This window comes from Hymenobacter qilianensis (genome assembly GCF_014638675.1).
Taxonomy (GTDB): domain Bacteria; phylum Bacteroidota; class Bacteroidia; order Cytophagales; family Hymenobacteraceae; genus Hymenobacter; species Hymenobacter qilianensis.
The window spans coordinates 1584977-1605294 of record NZ_BMFN01000001.1; the positions used below are offsets into that span (position 1 = coordinate 1584977).

Genomic DNA, 20318 nt, shown 5'->3' on the forward strand with positions numbered 1-20318 from the left:
ACCAGCGCGCGCCATGTTCAGCCAATACGCCAGTTCGTATGCGAAAGCTGGTGTATTTTGGAGCATGAAATACACTTGCTTCCTTCCGCTACTGCTAATGTTGGCTTCCCTGAGTGCCGCCGCGCAAACCACTGCTCCTATCACCACGCTGCCAGTAGCAGAGCATGCCAAAGAAGTAGCGCTTTTTCAGCAGGAGCTGAACGCCGAGTACCGCAACCCGGCCGAGTCGCCGCTGCCCGCCAAAGAGCTCAAGAATTTCAAGGGACTGCCCTTTTTTCCCTTGAACAGTACCGCTCGCGTGCAGGCCCGCTTTGTGCGCGATTCGCTGGCCGCTCCTTTTGAGATGGAAACCAGCACCGCCCGCCGGCCGATGTACCGCAAATATGGCGACGCGTATTTCACGCTCGATGGGCAGGCGTTGAAGCTCACCATCTACCAAAGCCTTGATCTGATACAAAAGGAAGGCTACCAGGATTATCTGTTTGTGCCCTTCACCGACCGCACCAATGGCCACAGCAGCTACGGCGGCGGCCGCTACCTCGACTTACGCCTCGGCCAGATTCAAAACGGGCAAGTGGTGCTGGATTTCAACCGGGCTTATAACCCATTTTGCGCATATGGGGGGCAATATTCCTGCCCCGTGCCGCCCGCCGAAAACCGCTTGCCCGTAGCCATCAAAGCAGGCGTAATGAGTGATCATTAAGAAGCAACGGCTCCAACGTCTGTGTACTGCCAACCGTACAGGCTGAGATGCGCTACATTTCCCTCGACCTTGAAACCTCCGGCGGCAAGCCTCAGCGCCATCAGATTCTGGAATTAGCGGCCGTGGTGGAAGATACCAAGCGCCCGCGCCCACTGACTGATTTACCCGTTTTTCGGCGGGCAGTGCGGCACCACGAGTACGTGGGCACGGCCGGCGCGCTGGCCTTGAATGCGCGGTTGCTGGAAGAGCTGGCGCGCAATGAGCCGAACCCGGAAATTTGCCCCCCAGAAGAGTTGTTGCCTCAGCTGCGGGAGTTTTTACTAGCGCAAGGCTTCAAAGCCGACAAGCACAACTGCGTAACCGTGACGATGGCCGGCAAGAATATCGCTTCTTTCGACCTGGGCTTTCTGCGCGAGCTGCCCGGCTACGGCACTTTGGTTCGGGCCGAGCCTGCCATGCTGGACCCCGCCGCGTTCTACCTAAACTGGAAGAAAGATTCGCGCCTGCCCACGATGAGCATCTGCAAGGCCCGCGCAAAGTTTGAGGACAACACCGTAGCCCACGAAGCTGTGGCTGATGCGTTGGATGTCATTCAGCTATTGCGGCCGTTTTATGAGCTGCCAATGTATCAGCAGGTTGTGCCACACGGCACCGAAGAAGCGCAGTAATTACCAGTCGCCGCTGGCCCCGCCGCCGCCGGAGCTGCCGCCTCCGAAGCCGCCAAAGCCTCCGCCACCGCCGCCGAAGCCACCTCCCAAGCCGCCTCCGCCGCCAAACACACCGCGGCCGCCGCTAAAGTCGCCGAAGATGACGGGTGGAATACCCATGCCACCAAAGCCCCGGCTACGTCGGCCGCCGGAGCCGCCGCCACGGTTGCGCATAAATAGAAACAGCACCAGCACGCCGATTACCAGCCAAAAGGTCCAGCCGGAGCCGCTGTCGTCGCTGCTGCGCTCCCGTTGGTTTGTGGCTGGGTCGGCTTTGTACTCGCCTTTGGCCAGCGCAATAAGCTGATCCGTAGCCCGATCTAGGCCGTCGTAGTAGCGCTGCTGCTGGAACGCCGGCACGACGGTATTGGAGATAATACGCTTCGCCAACGCATCCGGCACGGCACCTTCTAGGCCATAACCGGTCTGGATGCGGGCTTTGCGTTCTTTTTCGGCTACCAGAATAAGGATGCCGTTGTTGCTGCCTTTTTGCCCAATGCCCCACGCTTCGTAAAGCTGTTGGGCGTAGTCGGCCAGCTCATAATCGCCTAATGTTGGAATGGTTACAACGGCAATTTGAGAAGACGTAGAGTCGTCGTAAGCCACCAGCTTATTTTCCAGCGCGGCCACCTCATCGGGGCGCAGCATACCGGCCAGGTCGTTCACCAGCCGCGGCGGACTGGGTCTGGGGGGCAAATCCTGGGCGAGGGCTGGGGGGCAAATTCCGGCCACGGCCAGCCACAGCAACAAACAAGGAACTAAGATTCGCCAGAAGGCAGAAGGGGAGGGGTGCCTCATGCGCGCGGGGGCGTCGGTTTGCCAAATGAGATAGAATCGTCGAGCTCGTTGCTGTCGGTGCCCGCATCGTACGGGAAAAAATGCTGCAATTGTTCGCCCACCATGCGCACGCCTTTTTCCAGGCCAGTCACATAGTCATTAGCCCGAAAGTGCTTGAGAACGGTTTCCTTAGTGGTTTCCCAGAAGTCGTCGGGCACGGCGGCATTAATACCGGCGTCGCCAATGACCGCGAAGCGGCGCGCTTCCCAGGCCAGATAAAAAAGAACCCCGTTGCGTTGCGCCGTGCGGTGCATATTCAACTCAGCGAATACCTGCGCGGCCCGGTCTAGGGGTTCGGGCGTAGGGCAGTTATCTTCCAAGTGTACCCGAATTTCGCCTGAGGTCTTGATTTCGGCCTGTCGAATGGCGGCAACCAGCTTGGCTTCCTGCTCCGGGGTCAAAGGGTTCTTCATTTGTTTCTGATCATGGGTTTGTAGCGGCTGGTTGCCGGCTTTAGGCTTTTACGGAAAGCCGGCAACCAGCCGCTAAAACTTAAAACTGTACTGTAGGCGCTTTCTGAGAAGCCGCATCGGCCTCAAAATATCCTTTGGCCGAGAAGCCAAATACACCCGCAAATAAGTTGTTGGGAAACTGTCGGATGAAGCCGTTGTAGTCGTTAGTCATGTTGTTGAACTTGTTGCGCTCCACGTTGATACGATTCTCGGTGCCCTCAATCTGGGCCTGCAGCTCCTGAAAGTTGGCGTTGGCCTTTAATTCCGGATAATTTTCTGACACGGCTAACAAACGACCCAAACCAGCGCTTAACTGACTCTGAGCCTCCTGGAATTTCTGAATGTTTTCGGGCGTCAGCTGGTCAGCGTTAAGCTGTACACTGGTTGCCTTAGCGCGGGCTTCGATAACGCCGGTAAGCGTGCTTTGCTCGAAGTTAGCAGCACCTTTCACGGTATTTACCAGGTTTGGAATCAAGTCGGCGCGGCGCTGGTAGGCGTTCTGCACGTTACCCCATTGAGCTTTTACGGCCTCATCACGCTGCACCATGCCGTTGTAACCGCACGACGACTGCGTGAGCAGCACCATCAAACCAAACAGATAGAGAAGAAGACGTTTCATAGGAGAAAGGGAGAGGAAGGGAAAGATGGTTGTAGTTACGCACCAAATATTAAATATGCGCAGTGCAAAGTACGGAAACGCGTCTTAGCGGTTGTCTTTAGAGTTACTGCCGCACGAATTACTATTTTGCGGTCTTACGCCACGTTTGTCGTTTATGAAAGCTGTTATTCCTGTTGCTGGTATTGGTTCGCGCTTACGGCCCCACACCCACACCCAGCCCAAATCACTGGTGCCAGTGGCGGGCAACACTATTCTGGGGCACATTATCGACCGGCTGGTGGCCGCCGGCATCGAAGATTTTGTGTTCGTGATTGGCTACCTGGGCGAGAAAATTGAGAGTTACGTGCGTCGGCAGTACCCAAATCTTCGCTCCGAGTTTGTGGTGCAGGAGCCCCGCGAAGGCATTGGTCACGCATTGTGGGTCGCGCGCGAGCATTTTCGCTACGAAACCGACGGCATGCTGATTCTGCTCGGCGACACCATCGTAGACGTAGACCTGAGCCAGCTACTGGATACGCCCGGCACGGTGCTGGCCGTGAAGGAGGTGAAAACGCCCTCCATGTTTGGCCTGGTCGAGACGGATGCTACCGGACAGGTAACCAAGGTAGTCGAGAAGCCGCGCATCCCGAAGTCGAATCATGCGCTGGTCGGGCTTTATAAAATTGCCAATCCTGAGCGGCTGGCCGTGGCCCTGGAGCGTATTATCGCCGATGAGCAGCGCACCCACAATGAGTATCAGCTAACCGATGCGCTCATGCTGCTCATCAACGAAGGTGAGGAAATGACCACCACGCCGGTTGATAACTGGTTTGACTGCGGCCGCAAGGAAAGCCTGCTCGAAGCCAACGCCCGTCTGCTCAACCGCCCCGAATTTCTGGTAGCCCGCGAGTACCCCGAATTTCCGGATACCATTATCATCCCGCCCGTCAGCATCGGCCGCGACTGCCAGATTCGCCACTCCATCATTGGGCCCAATGTGGCCATAGGCGACCGCACCATCGTGCGCAACACCATCATAAGCGACTCTATCATTGGCTCGTATAGCGAGTTGCGCTCCGCCGTCATGCAAGACTGCATTGTGGGCAGCGACGCTTCTTTCAGTGGCCTGAACCACAGCCTCAACATCGGCGACAACACCGAAATCAATTACAGCTAATAGTCTGGGGGGCTTTTTTTTAGCCTAGTTCATTACCAACTGTTGACCGTCATGCAGAGCGGAGCGAAGCATCTCGCGTGTTTAGCGGGAGTAGTAGCTCAGCTAAGAAGAACGTCATGCTGAGCTTGCCGAAGCATCTCAGTTGGTTACTAATCCCAATCGGTGCACAACGAAGCGGTAGAGATGCTTCGGCAAGCTCAGCATGACAATTACTACTCCGACATCAGCGCGCGAGATGCTTCGCTTCGCTCTGCATGACGGGCTATATGACATCTTTACTAGCCATCTGCTGCACTGCCTAACTGTCTAATTCAAAAACATTCGATAATATCGATAAGGCTGCCAGCCGAGAAGTGGCACAAAATTTTACGAGTTTCTCAGCGTTCCCCCACAACCCACCCGCCCGGCCAGCAGTACGCAGGTTGCGGCACGGGCCGTTTGCTTCTATTTTGCTTCTATGAATTTGCCCCCCTGCTTCCGTTTTCAACCTGCGCTGGCCGCTGTGCTGTTAGTATTGGCCGGTTGTTACTCCCGCAATGATGTAAAAACCGAAGGCGGCGCGGTAACCGAGCAACAGGTCGAGAACGACCAAACCAAGATGCCGCGCGACAACGCCAAAGTCGCCCCCGACAAAGGAGCGCCCAACGTGGCAGTCGAAACGGATGCTGCCGCTGCCGCGCCGCTAGCTCAAGTAAATGTGTTTCTGGAAGTATCGGGCTCGATGGAAGGCTTTATGCCTAAGCCCGGCGCTGATGCCAGCAATACCCGCTTCCAGCAGCAGGTCGCACAGTTTTTGTCGGAGCTGAATAACAGCCCAGCAGCAAGCCGCAAAGTGTATTATCGTATTAAAGAAAAGCCTTATCGCGACTCGTACCAGGAACTCTCCGGCACCGTGCGCGGCGGCATCAAAGAGCCCGCCAGCAGCACCGACATCCCGACAGTGCTCGATACGCTGGTCAGCAACTACTACGCGGCCAACACGGTCAACGTCCTGATTTCGGACTTTATCTACTCGCCCAAGAACACGGGCGCCATTCCTTACATCAAAACGGATATCACCGACGCCATCAGCCGCACCCAGCGCACTGATCTGGCTGTGTCGGTATACGGTTTCACCTCCGATTTTCAGGGCACGTTTTACCCGGCCATCATGACCGGCGCCCGCAAAGTACCCAACTGCTGCGACACCGATATTCCGTATTATTTCTGGGTAATTGGCCCCCAGGACGCCGTGCGTCGCTTTGAGGCCGCTTTGCTGGCCAAACAGCCAGCTCAACAGGTGCATTACGGCATAAAGTATCCGCGCCCGGCTTCTTCCCTGCTAAATAAATATCAGAACAAAGGTGATTGGTATTACGGCGAGAAAACCGCCAGCAAGCGTGAGGCCGGTGCCACCTACCACACGGTAGCCGTGCAGGAAGCTTCCGCGCAGAACCCCGTGGAGTTTGTGCTGGGTCTAAATTTGAGCACCATGCCTGCCTTGTACCGCGACCCCGCTTATCTAAAGCAAAATTTAAAGCTTGTTGGTCAGGATACGGACGCGAAGATCGTTAACGTAGCCGCGGCCACCGACCAGACCCGCGCCAGCAGCGGCCCCGAAAATCAGTACACGCACTTTGTGAAAGTGCGCTTAACTAAAATGGCCCGTGCTGCCCGCCCTTTGCAAGTAGTGCTCAATGATGCCCGCCCGGCTTGGGTAAGCCAGTGGACAACCCAAAACGACAGCAACATCAATCAGGCGGGCCCCAAAACCTTCGCCTTCGCCAGTCTCCTCGATGGCGTGTCTACAGCTATTGTCGCTGGCCAAGATGCCCCCGTATTTCAAATTCCACTCACGCTTGAGCCCGCCAAATAGCGTAAGAAGTTAATATTGTTGCGCTGATTTGCATCATGCACACAATTCTGTTGAATCTTCTGCGTTCAGCGAATCTCCACTCAAAGTTATTTGTACATTTCCGCTATGAAGTCATTTTTCCGTTTTCTCTACGAACTCATCGGCTCTCCGCAGCCGCCATCCGAAACCCCTGTTTACCGCGAGGTAATTTTCCCCAACGTCGGCCTGCTGACGCTAGGTGTTTCGTTGGCCCTGGTGCTGATTTTCTATTATCTGATTAACCGGGCGATGGGAGTAGCAACCTTCAATAAGGGACGCCATTGGGCAATTTTCCTTATTGCTAACGCCATTATTGCCTTTATTATCGCCATTGTGCAGTGCAACAGTCAGCAGGTAGCGGAGCACTCTTATATCTATTGGCTGGCAACGCTGAACGCCGTGTACGGCCTACTCTGGTTTTTTCTTTTCTCTGTTATTCTGCGCAAAGGCTCGACCAACGCCAGCACTACACCTTTTTAAGGGCATAAAGACGCGATAACTCGCGTCTTTATCGTTTCTATAGCTAAACTCATAACTGGCGGTGAAGCCTATAGGCTCAGCAGTAAGCCACCAAATAATGCGTTTCTGTACGCATCCGCGAAATCTGATCAATCTGCAAACTCTGCGATTCAATGGCTAAACTCTTTTTATTCGGTATTGGCGGCACGGGCTCCCGCGTTATTCGCTCCCTCACCATGCTGCTGGCCGCCGGCGTACAGCTACCCAATTGCGACCGGGTAGTGCCCATCATCATCGACCCCGACGCTCACAACGGCGACATGAATCGGACGGTGAATATGCTGAAGAGCTATCAGCAGATTTATAGCCGCCTAGGGCAGCGCGAAGACGGCTTCTTTCACACCAACATCAGCACGCTCAGCAGCATTTCGGCTGACACCAACGGGGGTGTAAAGGACACGTTCGTCTTCGACTTTGGCGGCATCAACCAAAGCTTCCGCCAATATTTAAGCTACGACCAGCTTTCTATCGATTCCAAAGGATTGGTAGAGTTGCTGTTCACCCAAGACAATCTAGAAAGCCCCCTGACTATTGGTTTCCGCGGCTCGCCTAACGTGGGCAGCGTCGTGCTGAATAAGGTGGTCGACTCGCCGGAAATCCGCTTTTTCGCTGACAACTTCCAAGCCGGCGACCGGGTGTTTTTCGTTTCCAGCATCTTCGGCGGCACAGGCGCGGCGGGGTTCCCATTGTTGCTCAAAAACCTCAAAGACCCCAACACGCGCCTAAGCAATGCCCGCTACCTGCGCGATGCTTTGACCGGCGCCGTGACGGTGATGCCCTACTTTGCGTTGCAATCAGAGGATAACTCCATCATCGACTCCAACAGCTTCCTCACCAAGACAAAGGCGGCACTCAGCTACTACGAGCACAACCTACAGGGCCTCGACGCTCTGTATTACCTGGCTGATACGCCTGATACGCCCTACGAAAACCAACCTGGCGGCACGGCCCAGCGCAACAAGGCTCACCTCATTGAGCTGCTGGCCGCGCTCAGCATCGTGGACTTTATGCAGTACCCCGATGCTGAACTGCGCAATGGCGGTCCGCACTTCCACGAGTATGGCTTGGGCGTAGACACGCAAGAGTTGAACTTCAGCCACTTGCCCGACGAATCGCGGGAACTGATTGCTAAGCAACTCACGCAATTCCTGTACTTCACGCGCTATCATAAGCAGCACCTGCCCACTGATAAAGCCCCCTACCACGACAACTTGAACCTGGACTATGCCATGCGCAATGAACCCATATTCAAGGAGCTGAACAACTTCCTCCACAGCCCTGAATTCGGTGTGGATGAGTGGCTAAGAGAGCTGTCCCAAAACCGTCGCGCCTTCCGCCCCTTCGACCTCACCACCGACGATTTCAACGCCATGATTGCCGGCAAGCCTGTAGAGAAAAAGTGGAATGACTTTTTCAACAAAGGCCTCAGTCAGAACTACTTCCTCAATCAGCTCAACGACGCTGCAAAGTCTATCCAGGAGCCCGACAACTTCAAGAAGCTGCTGGCTCTGTTCGACCGCGTGACGGATAAAGCGTTTGAAGAAAAGGTAAAGGTTGTATAAGAACATCAAGCTCCCCTCCTAAGTTGAGGAGGGGATGCGGCGGCGCAGCCGCCGCTGGGGTGGTTGAGGTCGTTGCTGATGTTGTTTAACGGGAACGGGTATATAGAACGTCATGCAGCGCAGCGCGAAGGATCTCGCGTGCTGATGTCTGATTACTAATCCCGCTAAACACGCGAGACGCTTCGCTCCGCTCTGCATGACCGCCTACCGTTTGCAGGCCCGCTTCCACACAACATCAGCAACGCCGGTCAACCACCCCGCCCTTAGGGCACCCCTCCTTGCTTGATGCGCAACAGTATCTGAGGAGGGGAATTGAATTACTACTCAATCGACATAATCGACTATAGGAATGCCCAAAGTCCTTCGCTTACATAACAACGGCTCCCAGCAGGTGCAAGGCTGGCAGAAAACCGCTCCCATTACCAGCACCGAAATTGATACCGTAACCGACCCCACAGGCGGGCGGGCCAAGAATGTGGCCGTGTCCATTCCGACGCCATTTGCGCGGATGCACTTGTTTGAAACGGCCTTTGATTTCCTGGCCCGTGAGGGACAGCGCAATGCGGGCTCGGTGTACCATGAACTGGTGTCGCACTACTGGGACCTGTTTGAGGTGCTGTACAACTTCAACCTCTACACCCAAGCTGGCCGCAAAATCACGCTGCGTCGCTGGAACGCGGAGACGGAGCTGCGCAAGATGCAGGCCGATGAGGGCACGCGTCTGCTGGGCGAAACCTTGCGGCTGTTCTTGCAGGATGACCGATTCCGTGACTTCTCGGATATGTATCTCGTGTTCTACGAGTCGCCGGACCTGCCGGGCGGACCGCGCTTGCTGGGGGGCACTTCACCACTTACCCTGCTCTTCACAGCCCCTACAGTAGCACCGCTAGACTTGGAGCGCGCCCAGGCTAGGGGGCATTATTTCGATAATCAGATTGTGCTGCTCGAAGACCGCTCGCCGGCTTTCCGCGAGTTCGTGTACGAGCTGTTTCTGGCGTATCCGCAGTTGCAGCGCCGCGAGTTTGCCGGCAGCGTATTCGCCAGCCTCGACCGCAGCCGCATCAATCAGATGCAGATGCAGGGCGAGCACACGGCCCAGCGCTTTGCCGCCAAGTACCCCGCCATCACTGACTTCCAGGGCAACTTGGTAAGCGTAAAGTATGTGCCGCTACCCGGTCGCGCCGATCAGTCGGCGGTGATGAGCAGCGACTTGTTTATTCAGCCTACCCGCGAAACCAGCAGCGGCCGCCTACGCCCATTGGTATTGCGCCCCAACCTGACCATGCAGGGAGCAAATTACCTCAACGGCCAGCCCTGGGACGACCGCACGCCTGTGCCCTACGCCGATGAGCTGACGCTGGAGAATCGGGTGTTGCCCGGCAAAGGCTTCAAGTATCCTTACCTCACGGTGGGCGACTTCTTGGAAGATGCGCTGGTTGAGCTGCCATACGAGCTAAATACCCAGCGCTTCCACACGGGTAAGGTCACGTTCCAGTACGGTGCTGACACCCAAGGTCGTGCGCGGTTTCCGTATTTGCTGCCGCTGAAGCAATCCTTCTTTGAGTACTTCACGGAGCACGATCTGGCTGAGCTGGTCACGTTTACTATCGACCTGAACCATGTGCGGGTAAACGTGCGGGTGCCAGTGCAGGGGGGGCGTTTTATCACTTTTGAGCGCAGCTACTACCAGAATCCGCAGAACCCTAAGGATGCGCAAGGCCGCGAAATTCCGGAGAAGGGTCGCATCGTGCGGGCCAACATTGGCCTGGGCGTGTTCCCGTTCTACAAGATGCGCGCCCAGCCCGAGTACAACGACTTCTACAAAGTCATGCTCGTGGATGCCGACAACAGCCCCACAATGCTGCAGCGTCGCTACGAACTTACCTTCTTCGTAGGTGGCGAGCGACTGACTGACCAGGGCGCAGCCCGCCGCGCTACCAAGTTTGAGCGCACTCAAAAAAGTGTAGCCACGGCTGGCAGTACATATTACGAAATCAGCGGTACGCACTTCGATCTTGCTGAGCTGACTTGTCCGCCAGCTACGTTGGGCGCCGAGCCGGCCCGCGGTCTTATTGTGCCGCGCTGGCGTGAACTGGACCGCGGCACCCGCCGCTTCACCTTCGCCGTTGACTTTGGTACCAGCAACACGCACGTAGCCTACGCCGACGGTCCTTCTGCTCATCCTAAGCCGTTTACTATTGGGGAGGGTGACTTGCAGGTGGAACTGTTGAACGCACCATTGCCTGACACTGGCTATTCGGCTTTCCAGCGCTACATGCGCGGCCCCGGCCAGTTGTTTGATATTCCGCTGATTCAGAACCGGGAGTTTGTGCCTAGCATCGTGGGCGAGCAGCAGTCGGTGTATGAGTTTCCGATTCGGACGGCGGTGTGCGAGACAAACTCCTATGCCAATGAGCCCAGCAAAGTGCTGAGCAACATCAACATCGGTTTCAGCATTAACACCGAAACCAACCAGCCGCCCCAGAACCGCTTCGTGACTAATCTGAAGTGGTCGGCGGAACTGGACCCCCAGGGCGTGAATCGGATTGCAGCTTTCTTCAAAGAGATTCTGCTGCTAATGAAGCACAAGGCAGCTCAGTACGGTGGTATTCTGGAAGACACCCGCGTAGTGTGGTTTGCCCCCCTGAGCTTTGATATGTTCCTGCGCAATCAGTTTCAGCAGGTGTGGGACGAGGCATTCCAGGAGGTGTTCCGTGCTCGCCGGCCCACGCAGTGTATTTCAGAGTCGGTGGCGCCGTACTACTACCTCACGGCTACGAACCAGGTGGTGCCCAACCGTGATGAGAATGTCATCAACATCGACATCGGTGGCGGTACGACTGACTTGCTGATTTTCGCCGAGCAGAAGCCTTCGTTCAGCTCATCGTTCCGCTTTGCCGGCGACGACCTGTGGGGCGATGGTTACGCCCGCGTTCAGGGTGCGCCCAAGCAAAATGGCCTGCTTCGCCTCGGCGTGCAGTACGTAGAAAGCCTGCCCGATTCGGAGCAGAATCAGGAGTACAAGGGTTACTTACGCGCAGCTCTACAGAACCCCGATTTCGGTTCGGCCGACGTAACGAGCTTGCTCTTTACCTATAATGAAGCGTTGCGCTTTACGCAGAGCCTTGGCTTGGGCAAAGGACGGCAGTTGCGAGTGCTTTTCTACCTGCACTACACGGCCATAATTTACCATGTAGCGCAATTGGTGCAGCATTTGGGCTTGAAAACGCCTCGTTACTTGTGCTTCTCCGGCAAAGGCAGCTTGTACCTGCGGTTGCTCAGCGGCGGCAGTAGCTTGGCGGCTATTGAGAAGATCACCAAGGCTGTATTCCTGGCCGCTACTGGTCAAGAGCCACCGCAAAACTTCCGCGTTATCCTGGCTGACAACCCGAAAGAGGCAACTACCAATGGTGGTGTTCTCTTCGAAGAAAGTGCCACCAGCGCCGCCGACTTCGACAAGATTCGGACGGTGAAGCTTAATGGTGCCTTGGAAGGTGCCGACATCGACACGGCGCGCCTAAAGATTCCGCAAGTCGACGCCGAGTTGAAGCAGTCGGTAATCGAAAATACGCGCCGTTTCCTCGAAATCGTGCTCGACAACGACGACGTGGCCCCGCTGATGCGCGAAGTAGGCGTAGACGTGGACCGACAGAAGGTGAAAGACTTCCTGCTCCGCGAAATTGAGGACAGCCTGAACTTGGGTCTGCACCAGATTGGCCGCAACCTCGGTCAGGGCGAAACGCTGCCGGAAACGCTGTTTTTCTACCCGATGAAGCAGGCGCTGTATAACTTGAGCCGCGAGCTGATTAACCCGAATTCATAATGAAATAACGCCGTGCAGGAGCCTCTTCTGCACGGCATTTTACCGTCATATTTCTTCTATGAAAATATTACCCCGTTTCGCTACTCTGTTGCTAGGTATAGCGCTTTTTGCTTCCAACGCTAATGCTCAAACCCAACTCGGCCAGCCCACGCTCGACGAAGCGAAAACTCAGATCTGGTGCGCCACGGCTCGGTTCGTGTATGAGGATACGGGTGTGCCCGAACTCAAAAGCACCCTGCGTTGCGACGGTAGCTTGCAGGCATTTGAGAACAGCATCAAAGCCGACAAGCAGAGTGTATACAGCCGCTTGTATAAGCCGCTGGAAGGCCGGGGGGCAATTTATAACGGGTTGACAACCGATCCGGCGCGGCTTACCAAGCTGACCACTGAAATCATCAATCGGCTTAAAAACCCAGCGCGCACCAACGACCCGGTGCGCATGCAGCGACTGACGGCTTTAGAAACCGGCCTGAAAAGCTTCGTTCAGAATGGTACACCGCTAGGTGACACTGGCGCTGATCTGGTAGCGCAAGAAGCAGCTGACACGGCATCCCTTGCCGATACCACAGTGGACTCCGATGTAGGTGTAGCACTGCCAACCGGCACCAGCGTAAGCAGCCCGCGCACTTACGCGGCGGAAAGCACCATGAGTAAGCTTTTTGCTCCTATTGCTTTGGTGTTTTCCCTGCTAAGCTTGGTGCTTTTTGCCTTGCAGCGTAGTCATATCAAGGCCTTGAATGCTCGTGCTGAGCGTCATAGAGCGGCGCTGGAAGCCGTAAAGCTGGCTATGCCAAGTGATAGTCCTTCGCTTAAAAAACTGACGCCTGAGCTACAGCGCGAGATTGAGAAAGTGGTGGAGCAACGCGTAGCCACGGCACTGGCTCAAACGAAGCCAGCCGCCCAAAATTTGCCCCCCAGACCTGCCGCACCTGCTCCGCAGGCGCAAAATCGCCCCCCAGTGGCCACAGCGCCAAGCGCCCCTACACCTCCTCCGGCGCCGGCGCGGCCCGTTGCGCCCGTGGCCGCTGCCCCCGCACCGCCACCTGCCCCACAACAGGCTGTTCCAGTTCCACCGGCTCCGGCGCCCACTTATACCGCCCCGGCGCCAATGGCTGAAGCTCAAGTTGCTCCTCCGGCGCCGGTAATACCGGCTGGTCCGCCCGCGGCGGCTCCGCGTGATGATTTTGATAGCTTGGTGCCGCCTGTGCAATTACCCACTCCGGATAATTGGTCAGTGGCGCCTCTCCTAAACAAGCCGGAAAATCAGCCAACGCAGCCGACCCGCTACTATGTGAAAGTGCCCGTGAATGGCGGATTCAGCGAGTATGACTTGCAGGAACAACCCCAGCACGACAGCATCTACGAGATAAAAGTGGATGCCCAGCGTCCCGAGCGGGCAACGTTCCGGGTTACTTCCAACACGGCGGTACACGCTTACGCTATTCAGAGCGCGCAATATTCCCTGCGCGAGGCGTGCCGCTACCAGCAGCCCAGCACGCCCGTTTCGCGCATCGTGACGGATGAGGAAGGAACGCTGTTCAAGAGCAACGGAGCCTGGCAGATTGAGCAAAAGGCCGCTATTCATTTTGAGTAGGAACGTACCCCAACGCTTTGGGCGTTGTTTCTTTGTGGTCGTATTACTGATTACATTCCACCGCCGCGTATGCCAAACGCGGCGGTGTGTGTTTCTACAAACTCTTGTTTGATGCTCGAAATCGTTCTTGAAATAATCGTTGTGCTCGTGGTGGTGGGCTTGCAGATTCGCACGTTTCTGCAAACCCGCGCCCAGGCTCAACGATTGGCGCAGCTTTACCCAACCAAAAACACGCTACGAGTTGAGCGCCGCCTGATAACGCCTGCGGGCGAAGATTTGCCCCCCTATGCCGCCAACGCCCCCGCCGATGCTTACCTGATTGATTTGATTCGGGCCGATGCCGTGCCCGCCGACTTTCAGGAGATTTTGACTGACACAAACGACTACCTGCGCCATAATAAAGGCGCCGCCGCCGACTTCGGTATCCTAAAAGACATTTCGGAGCGGCAGTCGCAGGTGCTGGAAAATGCAGTGCAGGCCAATGTAGCCACGCCCTTGTATCTGGGTTTGCTGGGGACCTTTTTGGGCGTAATTCTGGGCTTGGTAGGTATTGCGCGCAATGGTGTCTCGGATGAAGATGCGCTGACGCCCTTTCTGACGGGCGTACTCATCGCTATGACGGGCAGTTTCGTAGGCCTGTTGCTGACATTGCTGGGCAATGGCTTGGTGCGGAAGGCCCACCAGCAGCTTGACCAGGGCCAGAATAGGTACTACACCTTCCTGCAGGCACGCCTGCTACCCGTGCTGCACAACGACATGGCCAACAGCCTGTCTACGCTGAAAGGGGTGCTGGATGCGTTCAATCAGGATTTCGTAGGCAAGGTCACCCTATTTGAGCCCATCATTGGCACGCTAACCGAGAACGTGAAAGTGCAGCGTGACTTCCTGGTGAAGCTCAATGAGATTGGCTTTGATAAGATGGCGAATGCCAACCTGGCGGTGTTCGACAAGGTGCGGGAGTCGGCGGAGCTGTTTGGTTCTTTTGTAGGCTATCAGCAGCGGCTTAATCAGATGCTGGAGGAAGGCACGGCCACGGCTAACGCCGTGCGTAGTATTCTGGACCGCCTGACGGGCTTCGAGCGTGGTATTAACAACGTAGGCCAATACATTGGTCAGCACGATAACCTCATTCAGCATCAGCTCGACTTTTTCCAGCGTCACGAGAAGGAAATGACCAACGTGGCTGCCCGTACCGAGCAATACTTCGACCTCGCCACCGGCCGCCTCACCGATCTGATGCAGCAGCGCCTCAGCTTCCACGAGCGCGACGCTCAGCAGGCATATGAAAAGTGGGGCCAGTACTTCCAGCGTCTCAATGAGGAAAACGTGTTTGACCGCATCACGCACTACCTGGAGCCCTTCAAGAACCTGGATGCCGAGCAGAAAAATCTCTCCCGCGACGTAACGGCCACGCAGCGCGAGCTGATGCGCAAGATCGAGATGGACTCGCAGATTCAAGCTAAAATCTTAACCGAGCTATCCGCTCTGAACGAAGTATTGGTGAAAGCCACCGCCAAAAACCGCATGCAGCGGGCTATGGACAGCTTGTTTGGGGGCGTGAAGCCGCAGTAACTATAATACATCCTCAAATTTCTCTTCCACATTTGCTAGCACTTCACAATCACAGTTGCCTCCATAGGTCGCTAGCCAACTAGTAGTAGCAAATATTGGTAGCTGGTGCGACTCAAGAAACTCACGAGTTAATAGGACTGTATCATCGCAACCGTGTTCTACAAGTTGCTCGTCTAGATAGTCAAACAAAGCCTTTAAATCAGATAAGGGCAAGGGTAAATTGACAAGCTTATCAGCTCGGTGTTTTGCCGCGAGTGAATTTAAGATTGCTTTATGCTTTTGCTTTTCGTCTTTAGAAGGCATAGTGTATGATTGAAAAGTAGTTAGCAAATTAATACTCCCTTTAAGCTTATTCATGCAGGATTCTCAAAACCGCTCTTCCAACGACTTCTTCTGGCCCAGCTACGTGGACCTGATGACCTCGTTGTTTGTGGTGATGCTGGTGCTGTTTGTGTATAGCTTTAAGCTGTTTAAAGACCGGGAAAAGGAACTGCAACAAGCCAACGGCGAGCTAAAAGCTAAAGCTGAGGAATTAGAGCAAATCACCAAGATTCGGCGCTCCTTGCAGCGGCTGGAGGGCAAATATTTCCGCTACGACCCAAATCTGGAGCGGCACGAGCTGCTGGTGCCGGTGCAGTTTAAGGCGGGGCAGGATGAGATTCAGGACGCTTATAAGCCGGCTTTGCTGCAAGCGGGCAAGACGCTGCGCTCCGTGCTCAAAACCATAAAAACGGAGCAGCCGGTGCGTTATCTGGTTATCGTGGAAGGCATGGCAGCGCGCTACGCCGGCAATGATGCCCGCAACCGCACCCAGGAGCAGCTGACGTATCAGCTTAGCTACCGCAGGGCGCTGAACCTGTTGAATTTCTGGAAACAGAACGGCCTGAACTTCAGTCAGGATAGCAACATCGAGCTAATTATTGGGGGCAGCGGCTTCTATGGTACCGGCCGTTACCGCGGCGCCCGCGAAGGCGACAACAAGCGCTTCCTGATTCAGGTGATTCCGAAGATCGGACGGATTGGGGGGCAAAAAAGCTAGATCCGAACTTGTGCAGTACTAATATTATTAACTGTCATGCAGAGCGAAGCATGACGCGCTTTTTGAGCCAAGCTTCGTTGTTTACTCAGCTGCCCTAGACAGCTTGCACAGGTTGGGGGCGGCGCGGCTTTTCTTTCTTGGGCTTATTGCGCTTTCCCCACCATACCAGCGTACCAGTGACGGGCAGGCTAGCCGAAATCAGGCTGACCAGAAAGGCGATAATTTTGCCCCCCAGACCCAGAATCTGACCGGTGTGGATGTCGTAATTGGCGTCGATGAGCTTCTGGCCGCGACTCTTGCCGGCGTCTGGAATGGCTTTGAGTACCTCGCCGGTGGTGGGGTGGAAGTAGTACTCGTCGCGGTGGCTGTAGAGCAAGGACGTGCGGTAGGCAATGGAGTACGCGGGCTGGTCGGGAGCGACGGGCGCTGCAACGTAGAGCATTTGAGCCGTGGGCGAGCCGCGCCGTATCTGCGCGTAAAACTGGTCGATGAGGGGCAGGCTGGGCGTACTTACAGGCTGGGCCGTCACCTTGGGGGGCATTTTTTCCTCGGGAAAGCTGCTGCCCATATTGGCCGTCAGGTACACGGAGTTGTTTACCCATTCAAAGCTCATGACTAAGCCGGTAAGGGCAATGATCAGCGCGATGCTGGCGGTGTAAAAGCCCAACACGTTGTGCAAGTCGTAGTTGACGCGTCGCCAGCGGCCGTTCCATTTGATGGTGAAGCTGCGGTGCCGGTCTTTTTTGCGCTTGGGCCACCACAGCACCATGCCCGTGATGAGCATGACCACGAAAATCAGAACCCCGATGCCCACCACCCATTCGCCCACCGCCACGGGCAGCAGTAAGTACATGTGAATTTCCTGGACGATGGTGAAAAAATCGCGCTTCAGGTCCTTGTAGTGCAGCTCCTGGCCAGTGTAAGGGTCAACAAAGGCCGCGTACGAGCCGCCGGCTTTGTCTGTGCCGTACACGAGGGCGGAGCGGTCGGGAGCCATATACATCACCCAGGGCGAGGTCAGGCCGGGGTGGTTGCGCAGCATGGCAGCTTGCAGCCGGGAAGGCGGCAGGGCGGGCGTGGCGGCCACCGGCACTTTCAGCCACGGCTCAGTCGCTTCCCGAATCTCCTCCTGAAAAGTAAAAATGGCCCCCGTAATGCTCACGATAAACACCACCAGCCCCGACGCGAGGCCCAGCCAGAGGTGAAGTTTGCGAATAGCTTGTTTGAGGGGCGTCATCAGCAGGATAATTTAGGCCACTTAAAACTTATACGCCACGCTGCCCACGAAGCTGCGCAGCTTCTGCGCGTTCATGGTGGTGTAGCCAATCCAGTACCGCTCATTGGTCAGGTTATCGACTTTGGCCGAAATTCGGAACTTGGGCTGGTCGTAGAAAACGGACGCGTTCAACACTGTGTAGGCGGGCAGGGTAAATACGCTGGCCGTGGTGTTCTGAATCTTGTTGTCGCTGGCGTAGTTGCCGCCGAAACCCAGACCCAAGCCTTTCAAGGCCGAAGTGGGCAGGCGGTAGCTTAGCCACAGGTTGGCCAGATACGGCGAAGAAGCCGTGCTGGGACGGCGGCCTGTGTCAAGGGCAGTGGCGCGCTCCAGGCGGGAATCATTGTAGGAGAAGCCGGCCACGGCATTAAAGCCCTCAAACGGGTTGCCCACCACATCAAACTCAACGCCGCGGCTGCGCTGGGTACCGTCCTGGGTTTGGGCAAAGCGGGCAGCGGCTTCCGGGCGCGGATCGGTGCGCAGCAAATCCTTCACCTGAATGTCGTAGTAGCTAAGGGTAGCCGTCAATTTGCCCCCCAGCGCGTCTACTTTCACGCCCGTTTCCCACTGGTTGGCTTGCTCCAGATTGGCGATGCGCTGGCCGGTGCTGTCGGGGAAAGCCACATCGTAGGCCAGGTAAGAGCCGCGGTTGTTGAAGCTGTTCTGGTAGTTGGCAAACAGCGAGATTCTATCCTTCAGCGGCTGAAATACGACGCCAAACTTCGGCGAAAGCGCCGTTTGCTGGAAAGCCGGTACCGCCCCGCCGACCAGTCCACCGCGGTTATCGAAGTGGTCTACGCGCAGGGCCGCCAGCACACTCAGCCGGTCGGTCAGGTTCAGTACGTCGGAGGCAAAGGCGCTGTAGGTGTTGATTTTAGTGGTGACGGGATACGTGAAATCGGGGGCGCCGGCGGCGTAGCGGGCACTCAGGCTTGCGCCGTTAAATTGCGAATAGTCGAAGTCGGGTTGGTTGAGCGGCACGATATCGAACACGCTGCCGAAGAAGTTTTGGTCCGAGTCGATGCGCAGAAAGTCCAGGCCCAGCACCACGCGGTTGCGGCGGCCACCCACCTGAAAGTCGCCATTGAAAAGCTGCTGCACCTCGTACACCTGCTCAGTGCTATTGCGGGTCGACTGGTCGGCGCGGGCCAGAAAATTGCCCCCCGGCGCGGCATTGGGGTTATTGGTGGCCACGGCATCGGGCACCAGATAGAAGTAGGGTCCGAAGCCTTCGGAAAAACTGCGGCTGGCCGAGAAGTTAGTGGACGATGTAAAAGCCGACGAAATCCGGTAGTTCACCTGCCCAAAAAAGTTGGTGCTGCGCGAATCCAGCTCCAGCCCGTTGCCCATGTAGGAGTTGCGGTAGTCGATGTTCACATCATCCGCCCGCGAAACTCCAAGCTGAGAAGAAGGGAAGTAGAAGAAAATGAGCTGCTTGCCCACGCTACGGCCCCGAAACAGCTCCGCGTCGAGGTTGATGCTAAGGCGCTCAGTGGGCTGAAACGACAGGCTGGGCGCAATGGCGATGTTGCGGTTGAAGCCCTCGCTCTGAAAGTTATCTTCCTTCTGATAAGCCGTGTTCAGGCGGAAAGCCAGCGTTTTAGCTGCGTTGAGCGGCGTATTCACGTCGGCGCTGAGGCGGTGGAAGCCGAAGCTGCCGCCCGAAGCCGCTACTTCGCCCCCAAACGTGTCGTAAGGCTTCTTGGTTACGCGGTTGATGAGGCCACCGTAGGAGGTGAGGGCGCTGCCGTAGAGCGTGGCCGACGGCCCTTTGATAATCTCGACCTTCTCCAGATTGGCCGCGTCCACGTCGCTGGTTACGTTGCCGGCCAGACCGTTGCGCAGCTGGCTCTGCACGATAAAGCCGCGGGTGTTGTAGTAGCTGCCGCCGTCGCCAGCCCGGCCGGTGGCTTCCCACATGCGCTGCACGCCGGGCGCGTTGCGCAGAGCATCATCCACGGTAAATACCAGCTGCTCCGTGAGAAGCTCCTTGCCCACGGTGTTGTACACCTGCGGATTTTCCAGGTTTTGCAGCGGCATCTTAGCCGCGTAGTCCGACTGCTTGCGGGCGAATTTGTTGACGCGGGCCCCGCTTACTACCACTTCGCGCAGCTGCTGGGCATTCTCAGTGAGCACAAAGTCGAGGGTCGCGCTTTGGCCGCCAGTTACTGTTACGGTTTTCTCTGCCGACTTCAAGCCGATGCCCGAAACCACCAGCGTGTAGGTGCCGGCCCGCATTCTACTCAGCACATATTCGCCCCGGCTGTTGGTGATGGTGCCCTGGCTGCGGTCTTCCAGACCCACGGTAATTGCCTCGGCCGGGCTGCCGTCGGAGGTAGTAACGCGGCCCCGAATGGCGGCTGTTTGTTGAGCCTGAACAGTTAGAACGCTGCCAGTGAAGGTAATGGCTAAGCCAAAAGAGCGGATAAAAAACATAAATTGCTTATTCAGAAACTTTCTAAAGAGATGCAAAGGAACAACATATCCTCTTATTTAGAAAAATTCTGAATAGTTATTTGAACAGTAGCAAGCCTTTTCTCTTCTTATATAGGTTAGCATGTAAGCCATAAGAGGAGCAGCATTACA

At 56.1% G+C, this 20318-nt stretch carries 16 protein-coding genes; 10 read left to right on the forward strand and 6 right to left on the reverse strand.

The window, feature by feature from the left end; all coding sequences use genetic code 11:
• The first annotated feature begins 97 nt into the window (after positions 1-97).
• Complete coding sequence (locus IEW06_RS06735) at positions 98-703, forward strand: DUF1684 domain-containing protein (RefSeq protein ID WP_229743061.1); 606 nt, start codon at positions 98-100, stop codon at positions 701-703.
• 47 nt (positions 704-750) lie between these two features.
• Positions 751-1371: a 3'-5' exonuclease family protein gene (locus IEW06_RS06740; protein ID WP_188547781.1), complete on the forward strand. Its 621-nt coding sequence runs from the start codon at positions 751-753 to the stop codon at positions 1369-1371.
• Here the strand turns inward: IEW06_RS06740 and IEW06_RS06745 are convergent, their stop codons facing one another.
• The 3 genes from IEW06_RS06745 to IEW06_RS06755 all read right to left on the reverse strand — a co-directional run bounded on the left by IEW06_RS06745 (position 1372) and on the right by IEW06_RS06755 (position 3318).
• Complete coding sequence (locus IEW06_RS06745; protein WP_229743062.1) at positions 1372-2160, reverse strand: TPM domain-containing protein; 789 nt, start codon at positions 2158-2160, stop codon at positions 1372-1374.
• 44 nt (positions 2161-2204) lie between these two features.
• The gene (locus tag IEW06_RS06750) at positions 2205-2660 is read right to left on the reverse strand and encodes a TPM domain-containing protein (RefSeq protein WP_188547783.1); all 456 of its coding nucleotides are present in this window, start codon (positions 2658-2660) and stop codon (positions 2205-2207) included.
• A gap of 79 nt (positions 2661-2739) precedes the next feature.
• Positions 2740-3318, reverse strand: a complete 579-nt coding sequence (locus IEW06_RS06755) for a LemA family protein (protein ID WP_187733351.1) — start codon at positions 3316-3318, stop codon at positions 2740-2742.
• 154 nt (positions 3319-3472) lie between these two features.
• Between IEW06_RS06755 and IEW06_RS06760 the strand changes: the two genes are divergently transcribed.
• From IEW06_RS06760 to IEW06_RS06790, 7 genes are all read left to right on the forward strand, one after another.
• Entirely contained in the window at positions 3473-4474 is a 1002-nt protein-coding gene (locus IEW06_RS06760) for a sugar phosphate nucleotidyltransferase (RefSeq protein ID WP_187733350.1), read from the forward strand.
• A gap of 457 nt (positions 4475-4931) precedes the next feature.
• Positions 4932-6329: a hypothetical protein gene (locus IEW06_RS06765; RefSeq protein WP_187733349.1), complete on the forward strand. Its 1398-nt coding sequence runs from the start codon at positions 4932-4934 to the stop codon at positions 6327-6329.
• Positions 6330-6434: 105 nt separating this feature from the next.
• Positions 6435-6827 carry a hypothetical protein gene (locus tag IEW06_RS06770; protein WP_187733348.1) on the forward strand — a complete coding sequence of 131 codons (393 nt, stop codon included), beginning with the start codon at positions 6435-6437 and terminating at the stop codon, positions 6825-6827.
• A 152-nt stretch (positions 6828-6979) separates the two neighbouring features.
• Complete coding sequence (locus IEW06_RS06775; protein WP_187733347.1) at positions 6980-8428, forward strand: hypothetical protein; 1449 nt, start codon at positions 6980-6982, stop codon at positions 8426-8428.
• Positions 8429-8777: 349 nt separating this feature from the next.
• Positions 8778-12251, forward strand: coding sequence for a hypothetical protein (locus IEW06_RS06780; protein ID WP_187733346.1), 3474 nt, complete (start codon positions 8778-8780; stop codon positions 12249-12251).
• A gap of 58 nt (positions 12252-12309) precedes the next feature.
• The gene (locus tag IEW06_RS06785) at positions 12310-13845 is read left to right on the forward strand and encodes a hypothetical protein (RefSeq protein WP_187733345.1); all 1536 of its coding nucleotides are present in this window, start codon (positions 12310-12312) and stop codon (positions 13843-13845) included.
• Positions 13846-13956: 111 nt separating this feature from the next.
• Positions 13957-15417 (forward strand): hypothetical protein, encoded by a 1461-nt coding sequence (locus IEW06_RS06790; RefSeq protein WP_187733344.1) that lies wholly within the window; start codon positions 13957-13959, stop codon positions 15415-15417.
• Here the strand turns inward: IEW06_RS06790 and IEW06_RS06795 are convergent, their stop codons facing one another.
• Positions 15418-15720: a DUF2695 domain-containing protein gene (locus tag IEW06_RS06795; protein ID WP_187733343.1), complete on the reverse strand. Its 303-nt coding sequence runs from the start codon at positions 15718-15720 to the stop codon at positions 15418-15420.
• A 52-nt stretch (positions 15721-15772) separates the two neighbouring features.
• Between IEW06_RS06795 and IEW06_RS06800 the strand changes: the two genes are divergently transcribed.
• On the forward strand, positions 15773-16456 hold the full coding sequence (locus IEW06_RS06800; RefSeq protein WP_187733342.1) for a hypothetical protein: 684 nt from the start codon (positions 15773-15775) through the stop codon (positions 16454-16456).
• A 94-nt stretch (positions 16457-16550) separates the two neighbouring features.
• Here IEW06_RS06800 and IEW06_RS06805 read toward each other — a convergent pair whose 3' ends face one another.
• Together IEW06_RS06805 and IEW06_RS06810 are read right to left on the reverse strand one after the other, a co-directional pair.
• Positions 16551-17693: a PepSY-associated TM helix domain-containing protein gene (locus IEW06_RS06805; RefSeq protein ID WP_187733341.1), complete on the reverse strand. Its 1143-nt coding sequence runs from the start codon at positions 17691-17693 to the stop codon at positions 16551-16553.
• Between the two features lie 21 nt (positions 17694-17714).
• Entirely contained in the window at positions 17715-20168 is a 2454-nt protein-coding gene (locus IEW06_RS06810; RefSeq protein ID WP_187733340.1) for a TonB-dependent receptor, read from the reverse strand.
• Positions 20169-20318 lie beyond the last annotated feature (150 nt).